14 protein-coding genes are annotated in these 15,480 nt (G+C 62.6%); 3 read left to right on the top strand and 11 right to left on the bottom strand.

Features of this window, described 5'->3' with window-relative positions; genetic code table 11:
- Positions 1-89: 89 nt before the first annotated feature.
- The 4 genes from mmsB to RGQ15_RS13970 form a co-directional block, all read right to left on the bottom strand.
- Positions 90-968, bottom strand: a complete 879-nt coding sequence (gene mmsB / locus RGQ15_RS13985; RefSeq protein ID WP_311160940.1) for a 3-hydroxyisobutyrate dehydrogenase — start codon at positions 966-968, stop codon at positions 90-92.
- Positions 965-1,972 carry an enoyl-CoA hydratase/isomerase family protein gene (locus RGQ15_RS13980; RefSeq protein ID WP_311160939.1) on the bottom strand — a complete coding sequence of 336 codons (1,008 nt, stop codon included), beginning with the start codon at positions 1,970-1,972 and terminating at the stop codon, positions 965-967. The genes mmsB and RGQ15_RS13980 overlap by 4 nt, the downstream gene beginning before the upstream one ends.
- Positions 1,972-3,117, bottom strand: coding sequence for an acyl-CoA dehydrogenase family protein (locus RGQ15_RS13975; protein ID WP_311160938.1), 1,146 nt, complete (start codon positions 3,115-3,117; stop codon positions 1,972-1,974). The genes RGQ15_RS13980 and RGQ15_RS13975 overlap by 1 nt, the downstream gene beginning before the upstream one ends.
- Before the next feature lie 120 nt (positions 3,118-3,237).
- Positions 3,238-4,737, bottom strand: a complete 1,500-nt coding sequence (locus tag RGQ15_RS13970) for a CoA-acylating methylmalonate-semialdehyde dehydrogenase (protein WP_311160936.1) — start codon at positions 4,735-4,737, stop codon at positions 3,238-3,240.
- Between the two features lie 106 nt (positions 4,738-4,843).
- Between RGQ15_RS13970 and RGQ15_RS13965 the strand changes: the two genes are divergently transcribed.
- The 3 genes from RGQ15_RS13965 to coaD all read left to right on the top strand — a co-directional run bounded on the left by RGQ15_RS13965 (position 4,844) and on the right by coaD (position 6,864).
- Entirely contained in the window at positions 4,844-5,761 is a 918-nt protein-coding gene (locus RGQ15_RS13965) for a LysR family transcriptional regulator (RefSeq protein WP_311160935.1), read from the top strand.
- Between the two features lie 62 nt (positions 5,762-5,823).
- The gene (locus tag RGQ15_RS13960; protein ID WP_311160934.1) at positions 5,824-6,261 is read left to right on the top strand and encodes a CBS domain-containing protein; all 438 of its coding nucleotides are present in this window, start codon (positions 5,824-5,826) and stop codon (positions 6,259-6,261) included.
- Between the two features lie 108 nt (positions 6,262-6,369).
- The gene (gene coaD, locus RGQ15_RS13955) at positions 6,370-6,864 is read left to right on the top strand and encodes a pantetheine-phosphate adenylyltransferase (protein WP_311160932.1); all 495 of its coding nucleotides are present in this window, start codon (positions 6,370-6,372) and stop codon (positions 6,862-6,864) included.
- Positions 6,865-7,101: 237 nt separating this feature from the next.
- Here coaD and RGQ15_RS13950 read toward each other — a convergent pair whose 3' ends face one another.
- From RGQ15_RS13950 to pyrC, 7 genes are all read right to left on the bottom strand, one after another.
- Complete coding sequence (locus tag RGQ15_RS13950; protein ID WP_311160930.1) at positions 7,102-7,614, bottom strand: bactofilin family protein; 513 nt, start codon at positions 7,612-7,614, stop codon at positions 7,102-7,104.
- A complete protein-coding gene (locus RGQ15_RS13945) occupies positions 7,604-8,896 on the bottom strand; it encodes a DUF5930 domain-containing protein (protein ID WP_311160929.1) in 1,293 nt (430 codons plus the stop codon). The genes RGQ15_RS13950 and RGQ15_RS13945 overlap by 11 nt, the downstream gene beginning before the upstream one ends.
- Before the next feature lie 406 nt (positions 8,897-9,302).
- Entirely contained in the window at positions 9,303-10,697 is a 1,395-nt protein-coding gene (locus tag RGQ15_RS13940; RefSeq protein ID WP_311160928.1) for a helix-turn-helix domain-containing protein, read from the bottom strand.
- A gap of 62 nt (positions 10,698-10,759) precedes the next feature.
- Positions 10,760-11,968 carry a multidrug effflux MFS transporter gene (locus tag RGQ15_RS13935; RefSeq protein WP_311160927.1) on the bottom strand — a complete coding sequence of 403 codons (1,209 nt, stop codon included), beginning with the start codon at positions 11,966-11,968 and terminating at the stop codon, positions 10,760-10,762.
- A gap of 109 nt (positions 11,969-12,077) precedes the next feature.
- Complete coding sequence (locus tag RGQ15_RS13930) at positions 12,078-13,577, bottom strand: replicative DNA helicase (protein ID WP_311160925.1); 1,500 nt, start codon at positions 13,575-13,577, stop codon at positions 12,078-12,080.
- Between the two features lie 154 nt (positions 13,578-13,731).
- Positions 13,732-14,403 carry an orotate phosphoribosyltransferase gene (locus RGQ15_RS13925; RefSeq protein WP_311160924.1) on the bottom strand — a complete coding sequence of 224 codons (672 nt, stop codon included), beginning with the start codon at positions 14,401-14,403 and terminating at the stop codon, positions 13,732-13,734.
- Entirely contained in the window at positions 14,400-15,443 is a 1,044-nt protein-coding gene (gene pyrC / locus RGQ15_RS13920; protein ID WP_311160923.1) for a dihydroorotase, read from the bottom strand. Before pyrC ends, RGQ15_RS13925 begins: the two co-directional genes overlap by 4 nt.
- Positions 15,444-15,480 lie beyond the last annotated feature (37 nt).

Below are 15,480 nucleotides of genomic sequence, written 5' to 3'. Positions count from 1 at the left end.
CATTCGGGAGAGAGAACGAAAGACCCGCCCAAAAGATCCCTCGGGTCGTGCAGTTTTGTTAACGGCGAGGGAGGAACGTCACATGCCTTTCACCCCTGGTCTCGCGATTGACGCGCAAGCCGGGGAAGCATGGCGGAAAAATCCTTTCCGCGACCCTCCTCGTCTTCGACGAAATGCGCATAAAGCTTTGTGGCCAGCTCTCCCATCGGGGTAGGGGCATCGACCGCTTCTGCCGCCTGCTGGCTCAATCGCAGATCCTTGAGCATGAGTTCTGCGGCAAAGCCCGGCTTGTAGTCGTTGTCGGCAGGCGATTGCGGGCCCACGCCAGGGGCAGGGCAATAGGCGTTCATCGACCAGCTGTAGCCGGACGAAGTCGAGACTACGTCGAACATCTTCTGCCGATCCAGGCCCAGCTTGTCGGCAAGCGCGAAGGCCTCGCAGGTCGCGATCATCGTCGCGCCCAGGATCATGTTGTTGCAGATCTTGGCCGCTTGGCCGGCGCCCGAACTGCCGCAATGAACCGCTTTCTGGCCCATGATCTCGAACAGCGGCTCGACCTTTGCGAATGCTTCATCCGTTCCCCCGACCATGAAGGTCAGCGTGCCGGCAGCGGCGCCTCCGATCCCGCCCGAGACGGGGGCATCTAGCGCGCCAAGGCCCGCCGCCTTGGCCTGTTCGGCCACGGCGCGGGCGCTTTCGACATCGACGGTCGAGCAGTCACAAAAGACCGAACCAGTTCCCATTGCCGGGATGACCTCGCCTGCGACGTCGCGCAGGATCGCCCCGTTCGGCAGCATCGTGATGACGACATCCGCACCGGTCGCGGCGCCAGCGGCGCTGTCGGCCATGGTCACACCTTCCGGCATCGCGGCGGTCGGATCGAAACCCACCACCTCATGTCCTGCCTGCCGCAGGTTGCGGGCCATAGGTCCGCCCATGTTTCCCAGACCGATGAAACCGATCTTCATTCCGCATCCTCCCATTTCAGATCGTCATCCCCGAGCGGTTCGAGCAGGGCACGGACATGGCCGTCGCTTGGATCGGCCGCCCATTTGGGCTCTCGGTCCTTGTCGATGATCTGCGCCCGGACGCCTTCCAGAAAATCGCTTTCTGCCGTGGCGCGAAACGTGAACCTGTACTCGCGAGCGAGGCTGTCGCGGACCGAACGGTCGCCACGCGCGGCGCGAACCAGAGCCAGCGTCGCCGCCATGGACAAGGGGGAATTGCGCAGCAGCGGTTTGAGCGCGCGCTCATCCCCCGCAGCTTCCAGCGAGGCAATGATCTCGGCGACGGTCCGGCCGCCGAATGCCGCCAGATCCATCCGCTCAAGCGGCGCATCGGGGCGCGGTCCGCCCTTGACCAGCGAGATATCCCCGGTTTCGGCCAGCAATTCGATCAGTGCGGGCCACTCTGCCTCGGGCAGGTAAGTATCGGCGAAACCGGCAAAGATGGCGTCGCCCGGGCCCATCCGGCCCGAGGTCAGGCCCAGGTACTCCCCGACCCGGCCGGGCGCGTGGCCAAGCAACCAACTGCCCCCGACGTCGGGGATCAGGCCAATTCCTGCTTCGGGCATCGCGATCTGGGTGCTTTCGCAGACGACGCGGGAGCTTGCATGCCCGCCGACGCCGACGCCGCCGCCCATGACGAATCCCTGCATGAAGGCGACGATCGGCTTGGGGAAATCTGCTATCTTGGCATTCATCCGGTATTCGTCACGGAAGAAGTCGCGCCCGACCTGATGATCGCCGGAAAGCCCGGCGCGGTACACCGCCGCAATGTCTCCGCCCGCGCAAAATGCGCGGTCGCCCTCGGCGTCAATGATGACAAGGCGGACCTTGGGATCGTCGCGCCATCCTTCAAGCGCTTCGTCTATGGCAAGTGCCATGGCATGGCTGAGCGCGTTGAGTGCCTGCGGCCGGGTGAAGGTGATCCGCCCGGCGAGGCGGTCCTTGCGGATATTGATATCTGCCATCAGACGCGCTCCGCCAGAAGGGCCCGGCTGACGATGAGCCGCATGATCTCGTTCGTTCCTTCTAGGATCTGATGAACGCGCAGGTCGCGCACGATCTTCTCGATCCCGTAATCCGCGAGATAGCCGTAACCGCCATGCAGTTGCAGGCACTGGTTCGCAACCTCGAAGGCGCGGTCGGTGACATGCAGTTTCGCCATGGCGCAGAATTTGCTGGCGTCGGGCACGCCCTGGTCAAGCTTCCACGCCGCCTGACGCAGGAAGATGCGCGCGGATTGCAGGGCGGTCTCCATCTCGGCCAGACGGAACTGGAGTGCCTGAAACTGGTCCAGGCTCTGTCCGAAGGCGCGGCGCTCGGCCATGTAGCGCAGCGTCGCGTCCAGAGCAGCCTGCGCGCCGCCCAATGCGCAGGCCGAGATATTCAGCCGCCCGCCATCGAGCCCCGCCATGGCATAGCTGAAGCCGCGGCCTTCCTCGCCCAGAAGGTTCTCGGCGGGAACGTTGCAATCGTCGAATTGAACCTGTGAGGTCGGCTGGGACTTCCAGCCCATCTTGCGCTCGGGGGCGCCGAAACTGAGCCCAGGGGCGCCGTGTTCGACAATGATCGACGAGATGCCCTTGGGACCGTCCCTGCCGGTGCGGACCATGCAGATATAGGCATCCGAATAGCTGCCGCCCGAAATGAATGCCTTGGTCCCGTTGAGCCGCCAGCCGTCATTGTCCCGTTCGGCCCGCGTGCGCAGCGCCGCCGCATCCGATCCCGAGCCCGGTTCGGTCAGGCAATAAGAAAAGATCTTCTCCATCCTGCACAGGTCCGGCAGCCAATGCGCCCTGGTCTCGTCCGAGCCGAATTTGTCGATCATCCCGCCGCACATGTTGTGGATCGACAGGAAAGCCGCGACCGAAGGGCAGGACATGGCCAGCGCCTCGAAAACCAGCGTGCCATCCAGCCGGTTCAGGCCGGACCCGCCATGTTCTTCGGAAACGTAAAGCCCGCCCAGGCCCAGTTCGGCCACCTTGGGCCAGAGATCACGCGGGATCGTTCCCGCCTCTTCCCAGCTCTGTGCATTCGGTGCGATATGTTCCTGGCCGAAATCGCGCGCCATGTCGAATATGGCCTGCTGCTCTTCGCTCAGTGCGAAATCCATGCTCTCCCCCTCATGTCTTTCGTTATGCGCCCGGTGATGACCGGGAATTGTTGCGTGAGTTTTGCACCCTCGCAAAAGGAAAGGCGAGGGACAATGCCCTCGCCCTTGCCGTTGTCCTGGTCAGTCCATCGCCTTGAAGTTCAGGCTGGCGCCTTCCTTGATCCCCGAGAACCAACGGGCGGTTACCGTCTTGGTCTTGGTGTAGAAGCGGAAGGCATCCGGGCCATACTGGTTCAGGTCGCCGAAGGCCGATTTCTTCCACCCACCGAAGGTGTAGTAGCTAAGCGGCACCGGGATCGGGAAGTTGATGCCGACCATGCCCACGTTCACGCGGCTGGCGAAATCGCGGGCCGTGTCTCCATCGGCGGTGAAGATCGAGGTGCCGTTACCGTAATTGTTGTCGATGACAAGGTTCAGCGCATCCTCGTAGGTGTCGGCGCGGACGGTCGAAAGGACCGGGCCGAAGATCTCTTCCTTGTAGATGTCCATGTCGCGGGTGACATTGTCGAACAGCGACGGACCGCAGAAGAAGCCGTTCTCATAGCCCTGGATCTTCAGATTGCGGCCATCGACGACCAGATTGGCGCCCTGTTCCACGCCCGAGGCAATCAGCGAATTGATGCGGTCATGTGCGGCCCTCGTGATGACCGGGCCGAAATCGACATCGTCGCCGGCAGTATAGGGGCCGACCTTGAGCTTCTCGATGCGCGGCACCAGCCGCTCGATCAGGGCATCGGCGGTTTTCTGGCCAACCGGAACCGCAACCGAGATCGCCATGCAGCGTTCACCCGCCGCGCCGTAGCCTGCGCCGATCAGCGCGTCGGCGGCCTTGTCCAGATCCGCATCTGGCATGATCAGCATGTGGTTCTTCGCACCGCCGAAACATTGCGCGCGTTTGCCGTTGGTCGCGGCGCGACCGTAGATATATTGAGCGATCGGGGTCGAGCCGACAAAGCCCACAGCCTGGATCACCGGGTTGTCGAGGATCGCGTCAACGACTTCCTTGTCACCGTTAACGACCTGCAGCACGCCATCCGGCACCCCGGCTGCCTTCGCGAGCTTCGCCAGTTCGATCGCAGTCGAAGGCGTACGCTCGGAGGGTTTCAGGATCATCGCGTTACCAGCGGCAAGCGCCGGGCCCATCTTCCACAGCGGGATCATCGCGGGGAAGTTGAAGGGGGTGATGCCCGCAACAACTCCCAGCGGCTGGCGCATCGAATAGAGGTCGATCCCCGGTCCGGCGCTGTCGGTATATTCGCCCTTCAGCATCGCGGGCGTTCCCATGCAGACCTCGATCACCTCAAGGCCACGCTGAACGTCGCCGCGTGCGTCGGGCAGGGTCTTGCCATGTTCGCGCGAGACGACCTCGGCCAGCATGTCCATGTTGTCGTTGATGAGCTGGCCGAACTTCATCATCACGCGTGCGCGACGCTGCGGGTTGGTCGCGGCCCAGATCACCTGAGCACGTTCGGCGCTTGCGATCGCGGCATCAAGCTCGGCCGGGGTCGCCAGGGGAAGCCGGGCCTGGATCTCGCCGGTTGCGGGGTTGTAGACGTCGGCATAGCGGCCCGAAGTGCCCTTGACCTCTTTGCCGTCGATCCAGTGGCAGAGTTCTTCCATGATAGCCTCCCAGGGGATTCAGATTTGCCGGGATCATAGACTTGCATCATTGCCTGCAAAAGAGCGAGACTGGCAAAAGGGTTTTGCGTTTTTGCAAAGGGCGATGATGGATTGGGATGATCTTCGCATATTTCTGACCGTTGCCCGCGAAGAAAGTCTGTCAGGCGCGGGCAAGCGGCTGGGCATCGACGCATCGACGGTGGGACGCAGGGTCGCGCGGCTGGAAGGGGCGTTGGGCGCGAAGCTTTTCGTCAAGACGCCCCAGGGCTACGCGCTGGCGCCCGAGGGAGAGCGCCTGCTTCCCCATGCCGAGCTCGCCGAATCCGCACTCTCTGGCGCCAGAGAGGCCCTGTCCGGCCCGGGTGATCTGACCGGGCAGCTTCGCATCGGCGCGCCCGATGGCTGTGCGAACTACCTCCTGCCTCAGATCTGCGCGAAGCTTTGCGAAAATCATCCCGGTCTGGAAATCCAGATCGTCGCCTTGCCCAGGGTTTTCAACCTGTCGCGGCGCGAGGCCGACATGGCCATTGCGGTGTCGCAGCCGCAGGCGGGGCGTCTGGTGGTGCAACGTTTGACCGACTACCAGCTTCATCTTGCGGGGCACGATGACTACCTGAAATCGCATCCCCCGATCACGAGCCGTGACGACCTGCGCGGGCATCGGATGATCGGCTATATCCCGGACATGATCTTTGACCGCGAGCTCGACTATCTGACCGAGACGGGAATGGATTGGGCCCAGTTGACCTCAAATTCGGTCTCGGTTCAGACTCAGGCCGTGAGGGCCGGGGCGGGGCTCGGCATCGTCCATGATTTCGCAATTCCCTTCTGTCCCGGTGTCCGGCGCATCCTGACCGACCAGATTTCCCTGCGGCGCAGCTTCTGGCTGATCCGGCATGCAGATGACCGAAGGTCGCAGCGCATGAACCGGCTTGCGGAAGCACTGGCGCTGGGAATTCGGCAGGAGGTGGCACGTTTGCAAGCATTGCTTGCAGTGGAAAGCCCATCCCAAGTGCACACTTGACGGATGAACGACGAGGGGCAACGCTGAATTAAAACAGCTTTCGCGACCCTAGGAGGAATGCCATGCTCGTGAAGCAGATGCTGTCGATGAAGCCCAGTGGCGAGGTCTACACCATCGCCTCGTCCGCCAGTGTGGCCGATGCCGTGAAGCAATTGTCGGACAAGCGCATCGGGGCGATCATCGTTTCAGATGACGGCGTCAATCCGGAAGGGATCATCTCGGAACGCGATATCGTTCGCGAACTGGGCAAACAGGGGCCCGAAGTGCTGTCGCGCAGCGTTGCAGACATCATGACCCGCAAGCCGTCGACCTGCTCGACGGGCGAAGATACCCGCGCGATCCTGGAACGGATGACCGAGGGGCGTTTTCGTCACATGCCGGTGGTCGATGCCGAAGGCCGGATGATCGGCATCGTCTCGATCGGCGACGCGGTCTCGGCCCGTCTGAAGGAGCTGAGGGACGAGCGTGACGCGCTGACCGGCATGATCATGGGCAATTGATTTCGGTGGGATGACCGCCTCGGGCTCTGCGAGATCACGCAGAGCCCCTTGCAATCGCGCGCAGAAACCTGTTTCGGTGTCGCGGTCCGTTGAGGGGAAGGGCAGATCATGCGCATCGGGTTGTACCCAGGCACTTTCGACCCGATCACGCTGGGTCATCTAGATATCATCCAGCGCGCGCTGGCCCTAGTCGACCGGCTCGTGATCGGCGTGGCCATCAACAGGGACAAGGGCCCCCTTTTCCCGCTGGATGAGCGCGTCGAGATGGTGCAACGCGAATGCAATGACATCACGCAGCGCTTTGGCGGCGAAATCGTCGTTCATCCCTTCGAGAACCTGCTGATCGATTGCGCGCGCGATGTCGGTGCCTCGGTCATCGTCCGGGGCCTGCGCGCGGTCGCGGATTTCGAATACGAATTCCAGATGGTCGGGATGAACCGCGCGCTTGATGCCAGCATCGAAACGGTCTTTCTCATGGCGGATGCGCGACGTCAGGCCATCGCTTCCAAGCTGGTGAAAGAGATCGCGCGGCTCGGAGGTGATGTGTCGAAATTCGTGACGCCCGCCGTGCGGGACGCGCTTATTTCACGCTACCCCGCTTGACGCTTGCGTGACGCGTTGTTGGCATTAGGCTGATCGGGCCACCGCAGGAGGCCAGAATGCCATCCGACAGTTCTCCCCAGCCCAAGCCATTGCCCATTCCCGACCCTGACCGACCGCCCATGCCGGACCCGATGCCCGATCCCGGACCGGGAGAGACGGCAGTTTCGGAAAGAATGTCAGGCTGACATGAAAAAGGGCGGCCAATGGCCGCCCGCATCGTTTTCGTAGGGGCCCCGATCACTCGGCCGCTTCGTCGGCCTTGCGTGCGGGCGCGGCCAGTTTGGGCGTGACGCCATTCGCAAGCGGATCTTCCTGACGCTGCACCGATCCCTCGAAATGCGCACCGGATTCGATCGCGATGGTCTTGTGGATGATATCGCCTTCGACTTTCGCGCTGGCGGTCAGGCGAACCTTCAGGCCGCGGACGCGGCCGACGACGCGACCGTTGACGACCACTTCTTCGGCCACGATCTCGCCACGGATCGTCGCGCTTTCGCCGACGACAAGCTGATGGGCGCGGATATCGCCTTCAACAGTGCCTTCGACCTGGATGTCGCCCTGTGTCCTGATGTTTCCGGTCACCGTCAGGTCCGATGCCAGAACCGATGGCGCTGTGCGTGGGCGGGGCGTCGACTGGGTGGCCGGCGAAGCGGGGACGTCGAAACTGGTGTCGAGCTTGCGCGGAGCCTCGGGTTCGGTCGCCGGTTGCGTTCTGGGTCCGGGTTCTGTCACACGCGTCTTAGAAAACATTTTGCGCTGCCTTGATGAAGGTCATGGGGTTCACGGCACGGCCGTTCACGCGAACTTCATAGTGAAGATGCGGACCGGTCGACCTGCCGGTATTGCCCATAGCACCGATCAGGCTTCCGCGCGACACTTTTTGACCCACCTTGACCTTGATTTTGGACAGGTGCGCATAGCGGGTTTCTGTGCCAAGTTCGTGCTGAACCTTGATAAGATTGCCATATCCGCTCTGACGGCCAGCAAATGTTACGACCCCGTCACCTGTCGCATAGATCGGCGTACCGACCGGCGCGGCCATGTCGATGCCTTCATGCGCGCGTCCCCAGCGACGGCCAAAGGGCGAGGTGTAGCGGAACGCGCTTTTCACCGGCATCGCCAGCGGCATCTTCTCGACCGCGATGCGATAGCTGTTCATCTTGTCGAGCGTGATCAGGATCTCGTTCGCTTTGGCTTCCTTCTGGGTAATCTCGGCATTCCCGCTGGAAGAATAGCTGATCGGGTTCAGCGGACCGCCCTGACCGGAATAGCCGCGACGGATCGTGCGCAGCACTTCGTCCGGGTTCAGGCCCACACTGCGGAACATTTCGTCGAACGGTTTCACCGAGACGCTGACGGCATCCTCGAGCTGGGTCATGATCTCGTCGTTGCGGGCGACGATCTGGTCGCGCTGCAAGGTGACCGCATCGGCAGTCTGCTTGGCGTCCTCAACCTGCTTGAGTGCATCTACCCGGGCAGCCGCCGCCTGTTTCAACTCGCCCGACACGATGTCCAACGCAAGCTGAAGCTCGGATGTGCGTTCGGCAGGGCTCTTTTCGCCCGATGCAAGCTGCTGAGCCTTCAATTCGTCGCGTTCCTTGACCGCGGCATGCAGGCTGGACTGGACGACGCCGATACCGGTTTCAAGTTCGCTGCGGCGCGCTTCGGATTCAAGAAGCTGGGACTGCATGTCCGAAACCTGGTTCAGTGCCACCTTGTAGCGGTTCTGCGCGGCCAGGGCCTCGGAGGCGCGATTGTCGCGCTCGGCCGACAGATCGGCCAGCCGCGTCTCGAACGCGGCTTGCGACATGCGAGCCTGATCCCGTGTGCCATGCGCGCTGATCCCGTCGATCGCAAGGATCGAGCTGGCAATGATGGTCCAGCCCAGAAAGGCAGCCGAGCCGCCAAGCGCCACGAGTTGCGTGACCGGGCTGAGCCGGACGAAACGAGTCGAACTGTCCGACTTCAAGAAGAGTCGCTGTTCTGGCAGCCAGCGCTCAAGCACCGAATTCAGACTGTGAGTGATCCGCAATGTCCCTGATCCATTCTGTTGCGACGCGTTCCAACCGAGCAGAGGCGGTCGCGATTGCGTCTGATAAATCTGACATGTGCTCAAAGCGCAACATTTGCGGAATTACTGCATCCAATATGGGCGGATCTGCGCCGATAGAGTCAGCGCTAACAAGAGAAAATCAGCCTGAAACGGGGGCGGAAAAATACCATACTAAGGTCTTGTTTTTCGAAGAGCCCGGATCACCGCTCTGGAAATAAACAAGAAATAAAGGGTGAAAGTTCATCCTATGGGTTTTGGGACTTGCATGATGGGCGAATCCGAAAAGGTTCCGTTTTTGCCTTTGATCAAGGCAAAATCGTTAGGCATTCATCTGTCGAACGGCAGGTCATGGAACCGTATCGCGGAAAGGACGTTACGGCAGGTTTCACGAAAATTCGTATGGGAGCGGGCCGGGCCGGTCCTTCGGGACCCGGATCGGGCGGTCCAGCGGCGGAACCGATCGCTGATGGCAGTTCGGTCGCGGGCAGATCCGGCAAGAGATTCCGATGGGCTCGAAGATCTGGGGGTTCCCATGATCCAGTCCATCAGCATAGACGAGTTCCCGCGCATGGGTGATTTCGCAGCCGAGGCCGATGGCGAAACGACGGATCGGCGCGCCAAATGCCCCTGATGATTTCGTGACATCCCGCGCCAAAAGCAGGTAGCGCTTGCCGTCCGGCGTCTCGGCCAATTGGCGGAGGAATCGGCCCGGTGTTTCGAATGCCTGGTGCACGTTCCAAAGCGGGCAGGCGCCGCCGAAGCGTGCGAATTGCAGCCGCGTCGCGGAGTGCCGCTTGGTGATCGTGCCAGCCTGATCGACGCGGACGAAGAAAAACGGCACGCCCCGATCGCCGCTGCGCTGCAGGGTCGAAAGGCGATGCGCCACCTGTTCGAGCGAGGCATCGAAAAGATGCGCCAGCCGTTCAAGATCGTGGCGCTCGCGGCCGGCTGCCCGAAGAAAACGCCCATATGGCATCATCGCGGCGCCGGCAAAATAGTTCGCAAGCCCGAGCCGTGCGATATCCCGGGCGCTGCCGCTGCGAAAGCGGGCCAGTTCAAGCGTGGCTTCTATCAGCTCGGCGCGGCTTTCGAGGGCGAACAGATGAAGGAGCTGAAAGGCCTGGGTCGATGGCTCGGCCGCGGCATTCAGCGTGATGCGGCGATCGTTGCGCAGGTAGACCGGCCCACTTCCCAGTTCAGCCATTTCGACCTGAACCCCGATATCGCTCAGTGCAGAAATGGCGCGGGCAAGAGGCGTCGGCTGGGGGTGGTTGCGGTCGAATTGCTCGGCTGCGCGATCGACGGCGTCGATATAGTTGTCGCAATAGTGAAAGAAGTCGCGAACCTCTTCCCAAGGCGAGGGTGTTGTATTCTGGACCCCGGCTCCGATGACCTCGTCCAGCGCGGCAAGACGTTCCTGCCCGTCTCGATGCGCTCGATACAGATCAAGAAAAGCCCGCGCGAGCGCCGGGGCATTGGTGGCGGCAAGACGCAGATCGGCGCGGGGCGGGGGCGAATCGAACAGCGGGTCGGCGAGGGCTTCGGCCATGTCCATCACCATGCGTTCAGAATCCCCGGCGGCCATTGCGCCAAGATCAAGCGAGAATTCCGAAGCCAATCGCAACAGCACCCCGGCCGAGACGGGACGGTGGTTGTTCTCCATCTGCGACAGGTAGGGCAGCGAAATGCCAAGGCGGTCTGCGAAGGCCCGCTGCGTCAATCCGGCGCGACCGCGGGTTTCGCGCAAGGAGGCCCCGGCGTAGATCTTCTGCATGGCCATCCCTGGCTCCTCCCCCTTTGCAAATCGAGTCATACGGTTTGCAAAGGCTTGGACGCAAGGGCCTAGCCGCCTGCCACGACCTGCCTTTCGCGGGCAATGACCCAAAGCGTCGAAAGGATCGAAGCGGCCGAGACGATGACCATGATCGTCAGAAGCGGCGCCGCGCCGGCATCGTCATGCAGGAAGGCACCGGCCAAAGCGGCAAGGCCCGCGCCGCCCGCGACGGCCATGCTGCCGCCCAGACCGCTTGCCGTGCCTGCCAGTTCGGGTCGAACGCTCATCATCCCGGCATTGGCATTGGGCAGCAGCATGCCGTTGCCCAGTCCCATGAAGGCGACGGAGCCAAAGAAGACCAGCGGCGACTGGCCCCCCGCCATGTCGATCATCAGGGCAATCGAAAGGGACACCGTGCAGATGATCGACCCGGCAAGGATCATCCGGTTCATGCCGATGCGCAGGGAAAAACGTGCGGAAAGGAAATTGCCCAGGGCATAGCCGATCGAAGGGGCCGCGAACCAGTAGCCAACCTGGGCCGGGCTCAGGTGCAGGACAACCTGGCCAACAAACGGCGCGCCACCGAGATAGGCATAGAACGCGCCCGCACTGAGCGTTGCCGCCAGCGAATACCCCCAGAACCGGTGCGAGCGCGCCAGGACGGGATAGGTCGCAACCTGCTGGCGCAACGGGATGCCCCCGTCTCGCGCGGTTTCCGTAAGGTTGAACCAGCACAGCGCAAAGACAGCGCAGCCAAGGATGCCCATTGTTGCGAAGCTGGCTTTCCAGCCGAAGCTTTCGTCAAGCACGCCGCCAATCGTCGGTGCGATCATCGGAACAAGCGACATGCCCATAGTGACATAGCCGATCATGCTGGCGGCTTGTTCGGCGGGAACCATGTCGCGCACCACGGCGCGGCTTAGAACGAATCCCGTCGTGACGACCGCCTGAATCATCCGAAACAGCAAGAACCATCCCGCGCTCGGAGCAAGAAGCGTGCCGAGGGTGGCAAGGAGAAAGATCGCGAAGGCGCCCAGAATCACCGGGCGGCGCCCGAACAGATCGCTGATCGGTCCGCAGAGCAGTTGCAGCACGGCGCTGACGGCAAGGAAGGCCGAAACCGAAAGCTGCATGACGGCGTAATCAACACCGAAATCCCGTGCCATTCCCGGCAGCGAAGGCAGAAAGATGTTCATCGAGAGCGCGCCCACACCGGTGATCGATACCAGTGTCAGCAGGCTCGGCCGCTTGTCGGCCGGGGCATGGTTCGGGGTCATGCCGCAGTAATCGCGCGTGTCTGCGGGAATGGCAACCAGGCGATTGTATGGAAGTGTTTCGCCGCGAACAGAGGCAGCATCATGATGCAATCGCGCCTGGGCTCCCCCTTTATTCGGAGCGATCCCAGCTACGATGTTTTTCGAGATTTCCAAATCGCGTGAAGCGGCCTTCGAAGGACAGTTCGACCGTGCCGATCGGCCCGTGACGCTGCTTGCCGATGATGACCTCGGCCTTGCCATGGCAGGCTTCCATGATCTGCTGCCAGGCCGCCATCTTGTCCAGTTCGTGATCGGCGGGCTTCTCGCGCTCGCGGTAATATTCCTCGCGGAAGACGAACATCACGATATCGGCGTCCTGCTCGATCGAGCCCGATTCCCGCAGGTCGGAAAGCTGCGGGCGCTTGTCCTCGCGGTTCTCGACCTGACGCGACAGCTGCGACAGGGCGATGACCGGGATGTCCAATTCCTTGGCGATGGCCTTGAGGCCCTGCGTGATCTCGGAGACCTCGTTGACGCGGCTGTCCTTGGCGGTCGCGGCGCGCAGCAGCTGAAGATAGTCCACGATCAGCAGGTCGAGCCCCATCGTGCGCTTTAGCTTGCGCGCGCGGGCGGCCAGCTGGTTGATCGGCAGCGCGGGCGTGTCGTCGATATAGAGCGGGCAGTTCTGCAGGTCATGCGCGGCTTTGACAAAGCGGCGGAACTCGTCTTCGGTCATGTCGCCGCGGCGGATCGACTCGCTCGGGACTTCGGCGGCCTCGGACAGGATGCGTGCAGCAAGCTGTTCGGCCGACATTTCCAGGCTGAAGAAGCCCACGACGCCGCCCGCCACCGTGCCATGCGTACCGTCGGGCTGTTCGCCCATGCGATGCACCTTGGCGACATTGAACGCGATGTTGGTGGCAAGCGAGGTTTTCCCCATCGAGGGACGGCCTGCCAGAATGATGAGGTCCGAACGGTTCAAGCCGCCCATCTTGCCATCGAGATCGACCAGCCCGGAAGAAATCCCCGACAGACCGCCGCCGCGGCTGAAGGCGGCATTGGCCGCAGTCAGCGCGCCGCTGACGGCCGAGAGAAAGCTTTGAAAGCCACGTTCCGCGACGCCCTGTTCCCCCAGCTTGTAAAGCGTCTGCTCGGCTTCCTTGATCTGGTCCTCGGCCGAGTCCGACACCGAAACGGTCGAGGCGCGCGAGGAAATGTCCTGCCCGAGCGAGATCAGGTCGCGGCGTAGAGCGAATTCGCGGATCATCTGCGCATAGTCGCGCGCCGCGTGGGACGAGATCGCAGCGCCAGCGAGGCGAGCCAGATAGGCCGGACCACCCAGTTCCTTGAGCCCGGCGTCGTTTTCCATGAACGCCTTGATCGTCACCGGGCTTGCCAGCGCATTCTTGGCAATGCGCTCGATGCAGATCTCGTAGATGCGGCGGTGAACCGGGTCGTAGAAGTGCTTTGGCTGGATGATGCGCGAAACGTGGTCGTAGACTTCGTTATTGGTCAGGAGCGCGCCCAGAAGCTGTTGCTCAGCCTCGATCGAAAAGGGCACGGCCTGGCTTGCGACAGCCTCGGCGATTTCACTTGGGTTCCTGATTTCGACGGCGCGCAGCTCGCTCATCCCTTGAAGGCTCCGGATGTTCGACTCGAGTGAGGGTACTTATCCACCTTAAGCTACCAGCGGTCTATCTGGATATGCTGTGGATAAGCTGTGGAAAAGATTGCCGCCCGCGCAGGCGCACGGGCGGCGTCGCATTTTCTGGGCCGAGAACGGCTTACGGGTGGGCGGCCTGCCAGGCGCGCGGATCGGTCAGGAAGCTCTCGACCTCGTTCAGCGTGGCCTCGTCATAGAAGCCCTGCGCCTTGGCCTCGGCCAGCACGTCCCACCAGGTGCAGAGATGGTGCAGCTGCACGCCGTGATCGGCAAGGCGCTGCGTCGTTTCCGGGAAGATGCCGTAATAGAAGATCACCGCGGTATGGGCGCAGGAAGCGCCGGTCTCGCGGATCGCGTCGACGAAGCTCAGCTTCGAGCCACCATCCGTGGTCAGGTCCTCGACCAGCAGGACGCGCTGGCCCTCGGTCATCGCGCCCTCGATGCGGGCGTTGCGGCCGTAACCCTTGGGCTTCTTGCGCACATAGGTCATCGGCAGCTCAAGCCGTTCCGCGACCAGAGCCGCGAAGGGGATGCCCGCCGTCTCGCCACCGGCGATATTGTCGAAGGCGTCGAAGCCCGCATCGCGCAGCACGGTTGCCGACAGGAAATCCATCAGAGTCGAGCGGATGCGCGGGAAGCTGATCAGCTTGCGGCAGTCGATATAGGTCGGGCCCTTCAGGCCGGACGCATAGGTATAGGGCTCGGCCGCGTTGAAATGCACGGCCTTGATTTCCAGCAGCATGCGGGCGGTCAGGCGCGCGATTTCCTCACGCGGGGGGAAGGGCAGGGTCATGCGGGGTCCTCGACATGCCAGTAGAGCGGGAAGCCGGGATCGAAGACGGTGACGGTCTCGTCCCCGGCGGGGATATGGGTCGGATAGGTGGCCGGGGTCTCGCGCTTGACGAGGCGGATCATGTCCTCGTTCGCGGGCAGCCCGTAGAAGGCCGGGCCGTTGAGCGAGGTGAAGCCTTCCAGTCTGTCGAGCGCGCCATCCTCTTCGAAGACCTTGGCAAGGATCGACATGGTGTTCGGGGCGGTGAAGCAGCCGGCGCAGCCGCAGGCCGATTCCTTGGCGCGGTCCGGATGCGGCGCCGAATCAGTGCCGAGGAAGAAGCGCGTGTCCCCCGAGGTCGCGGCGCGGCGCAGCGCGAGGCGATGGCTTTCGCGCTTGGCGACCGGCAGGCAGTAGTAATGCGGGCGGATGCCGCCGACCAGGATGTGGTTGCGGTTGATCACCAGGTGATGGGTGGTGATGGTCGCGCCCATATCGCTCTGGCTGCTGACGTAATCGACGCCGTCCGAGGTGGTGATATGTTCCATCACCACGCGCAGGCCCGGCGTCGCGCGGCGGATCGGGTCAAGCACGCGGTCGATGAAGACGGCCTCGCGGTCGAAGATGTCGACCGCCGGATCGGTCACCTCGCCATGGGTGCAAAGCGGGATGCCGGCCTCGGCCATGGCCTCGAGAACGGGCCGCACCTTGTCGAAGTCCTGCACGCCCGAAGCCGAGTTCGTCGTCGCGCCTGCCGGATAGAGCTTGACGGCGGTGATGATTCCATCCCGATGCGCCGCCACAAGATCGGAGGGATCAGTGTCTTCGGTCAGGTAGAGCGTCATCAATGGACGCAACGTCACTTTCTCGGGCAGAGCGGCGAGAATGCGGTCGCGATAGGCAGCAGCCTGTGCCCCGGTGACGACGGGGGGCACCAGATTGGGCATGATCATGGCCCGGCCGAAATGGCTGGAATATGCTGCAACTGCAGCAAGCATCTCACCATCGCGAAGGTGCAGGTGCCAGTCGTCGGGGCGGCGGAGCGTCATGGAAGTGATCATGGGCATCCTCTATACCGGCTGGCAGGGCATGAAAATA

It is taken from the genome of Paracoccus sp. MBLB3053, assembly GCF_031822435.1.
Taxonomy (GTDB): domain Bacteria; phylum Pseudomonadota; class Alphaproteobacteria; order Rhodobacterales; family Rhodobacteraceae; genus Paracoccus; species Paracoccus aurantius.
This window is presented reverse-complemented; position numbering and strand designations above follow the sequence as displayed.

Bases quoted from the DNA above. Each gene is read 5' to 3' on its own strand.
- coaD (WP_311160932.1), top strand. From the start codon at position 6,370: ATGCGCATCGGGTTGTACCCAGGCACTTTCGACCCGATCACGCTGGGT.
- pyrC (WP_311160923.1), bottom strand. From the start codon at position 15,443: ATGATCACTTCCATGACGCTCCGCCGCCCCGACGACTGGCACCTGCAC.
- RGQ15_RS13975 (WP_311160938.1), bottom strand. From the start codon at position 3,117: ATGGATTTCGCACTGAGCGAAGAGCAGCAGGCCATATTCGACATGGCG.
- RGQ15_RS13930 (WP_311160925.1), bottom strand. From the start codon at position 13,577: ATGAGCGAGCTGCGCGCCGTCGAAATCAGGAACCCAAGTGAAATCGCC.
- RGQ15_RS13965 (WP_311160935.1), top strand. From the start codon at position 4,844: ATGGATTGGGATGATCTTCGCATATTTCTGACCGTTGCCCGCGAAGAA.
- RGQ15_RS13980 (WP_311160939.1), bottom strand. From the start codon at position 1,972: ATGGCAGATATCAATATCCGCAAGGACCGCCTCGCCGGGCGGATCACC.
- RGQ15_RS13970 (WP_311160936.1), bottom strand. From the start codon at position 4,737: ATGGAAGAACTCTGCCACTGGATCGACGGCAAAGAGGTCAAGGGCACT.
- mmsB (WP_311160940.1), bottom strand. From the start codon at position 968: ATGAAGATCGGTTTCATCGGTCTGGGAAACATGGGCGGACCTATGGCC.
- RGQ15_RS13935 (WP_311160927.1), bottom strand. From the start codon at position 11,968: ATGACCCCGAACCATGCCCCGGCCGACAAGCGGCCGAGCCTGCTGACA.
- RGQ15_RS13925 (WP_311160924.1), bottom strand. From the start codon at position 14,403: ATGACCCTGCCCTTCCCCCCGCGTGAGGAAATCGCGCGCCTGACCGCC.
- RGQ15_RS13940 (WP_311160928.1), bottom strand. From the start codon at position 10,697: ATGGCCATGCAGAAGATCTACGCCGGGGCCTCCTTGCGCGAAACCCGC.
- RGQ15_RS13950 (WP_311160930.1), bottom strand. From the start codon at position 7,614: ATGTTTTCTAAGACGCGTGTGACAGAACCCGGACCCAGAACGCAACCG.
- RGQ15_RS13960 (WP_311160934.1), top strand. From the start codon at position 5,824: ATGCTCGTGAAGCAGATGCTGTCGATGAAGCCCAGTGGCGAGGTCTAC.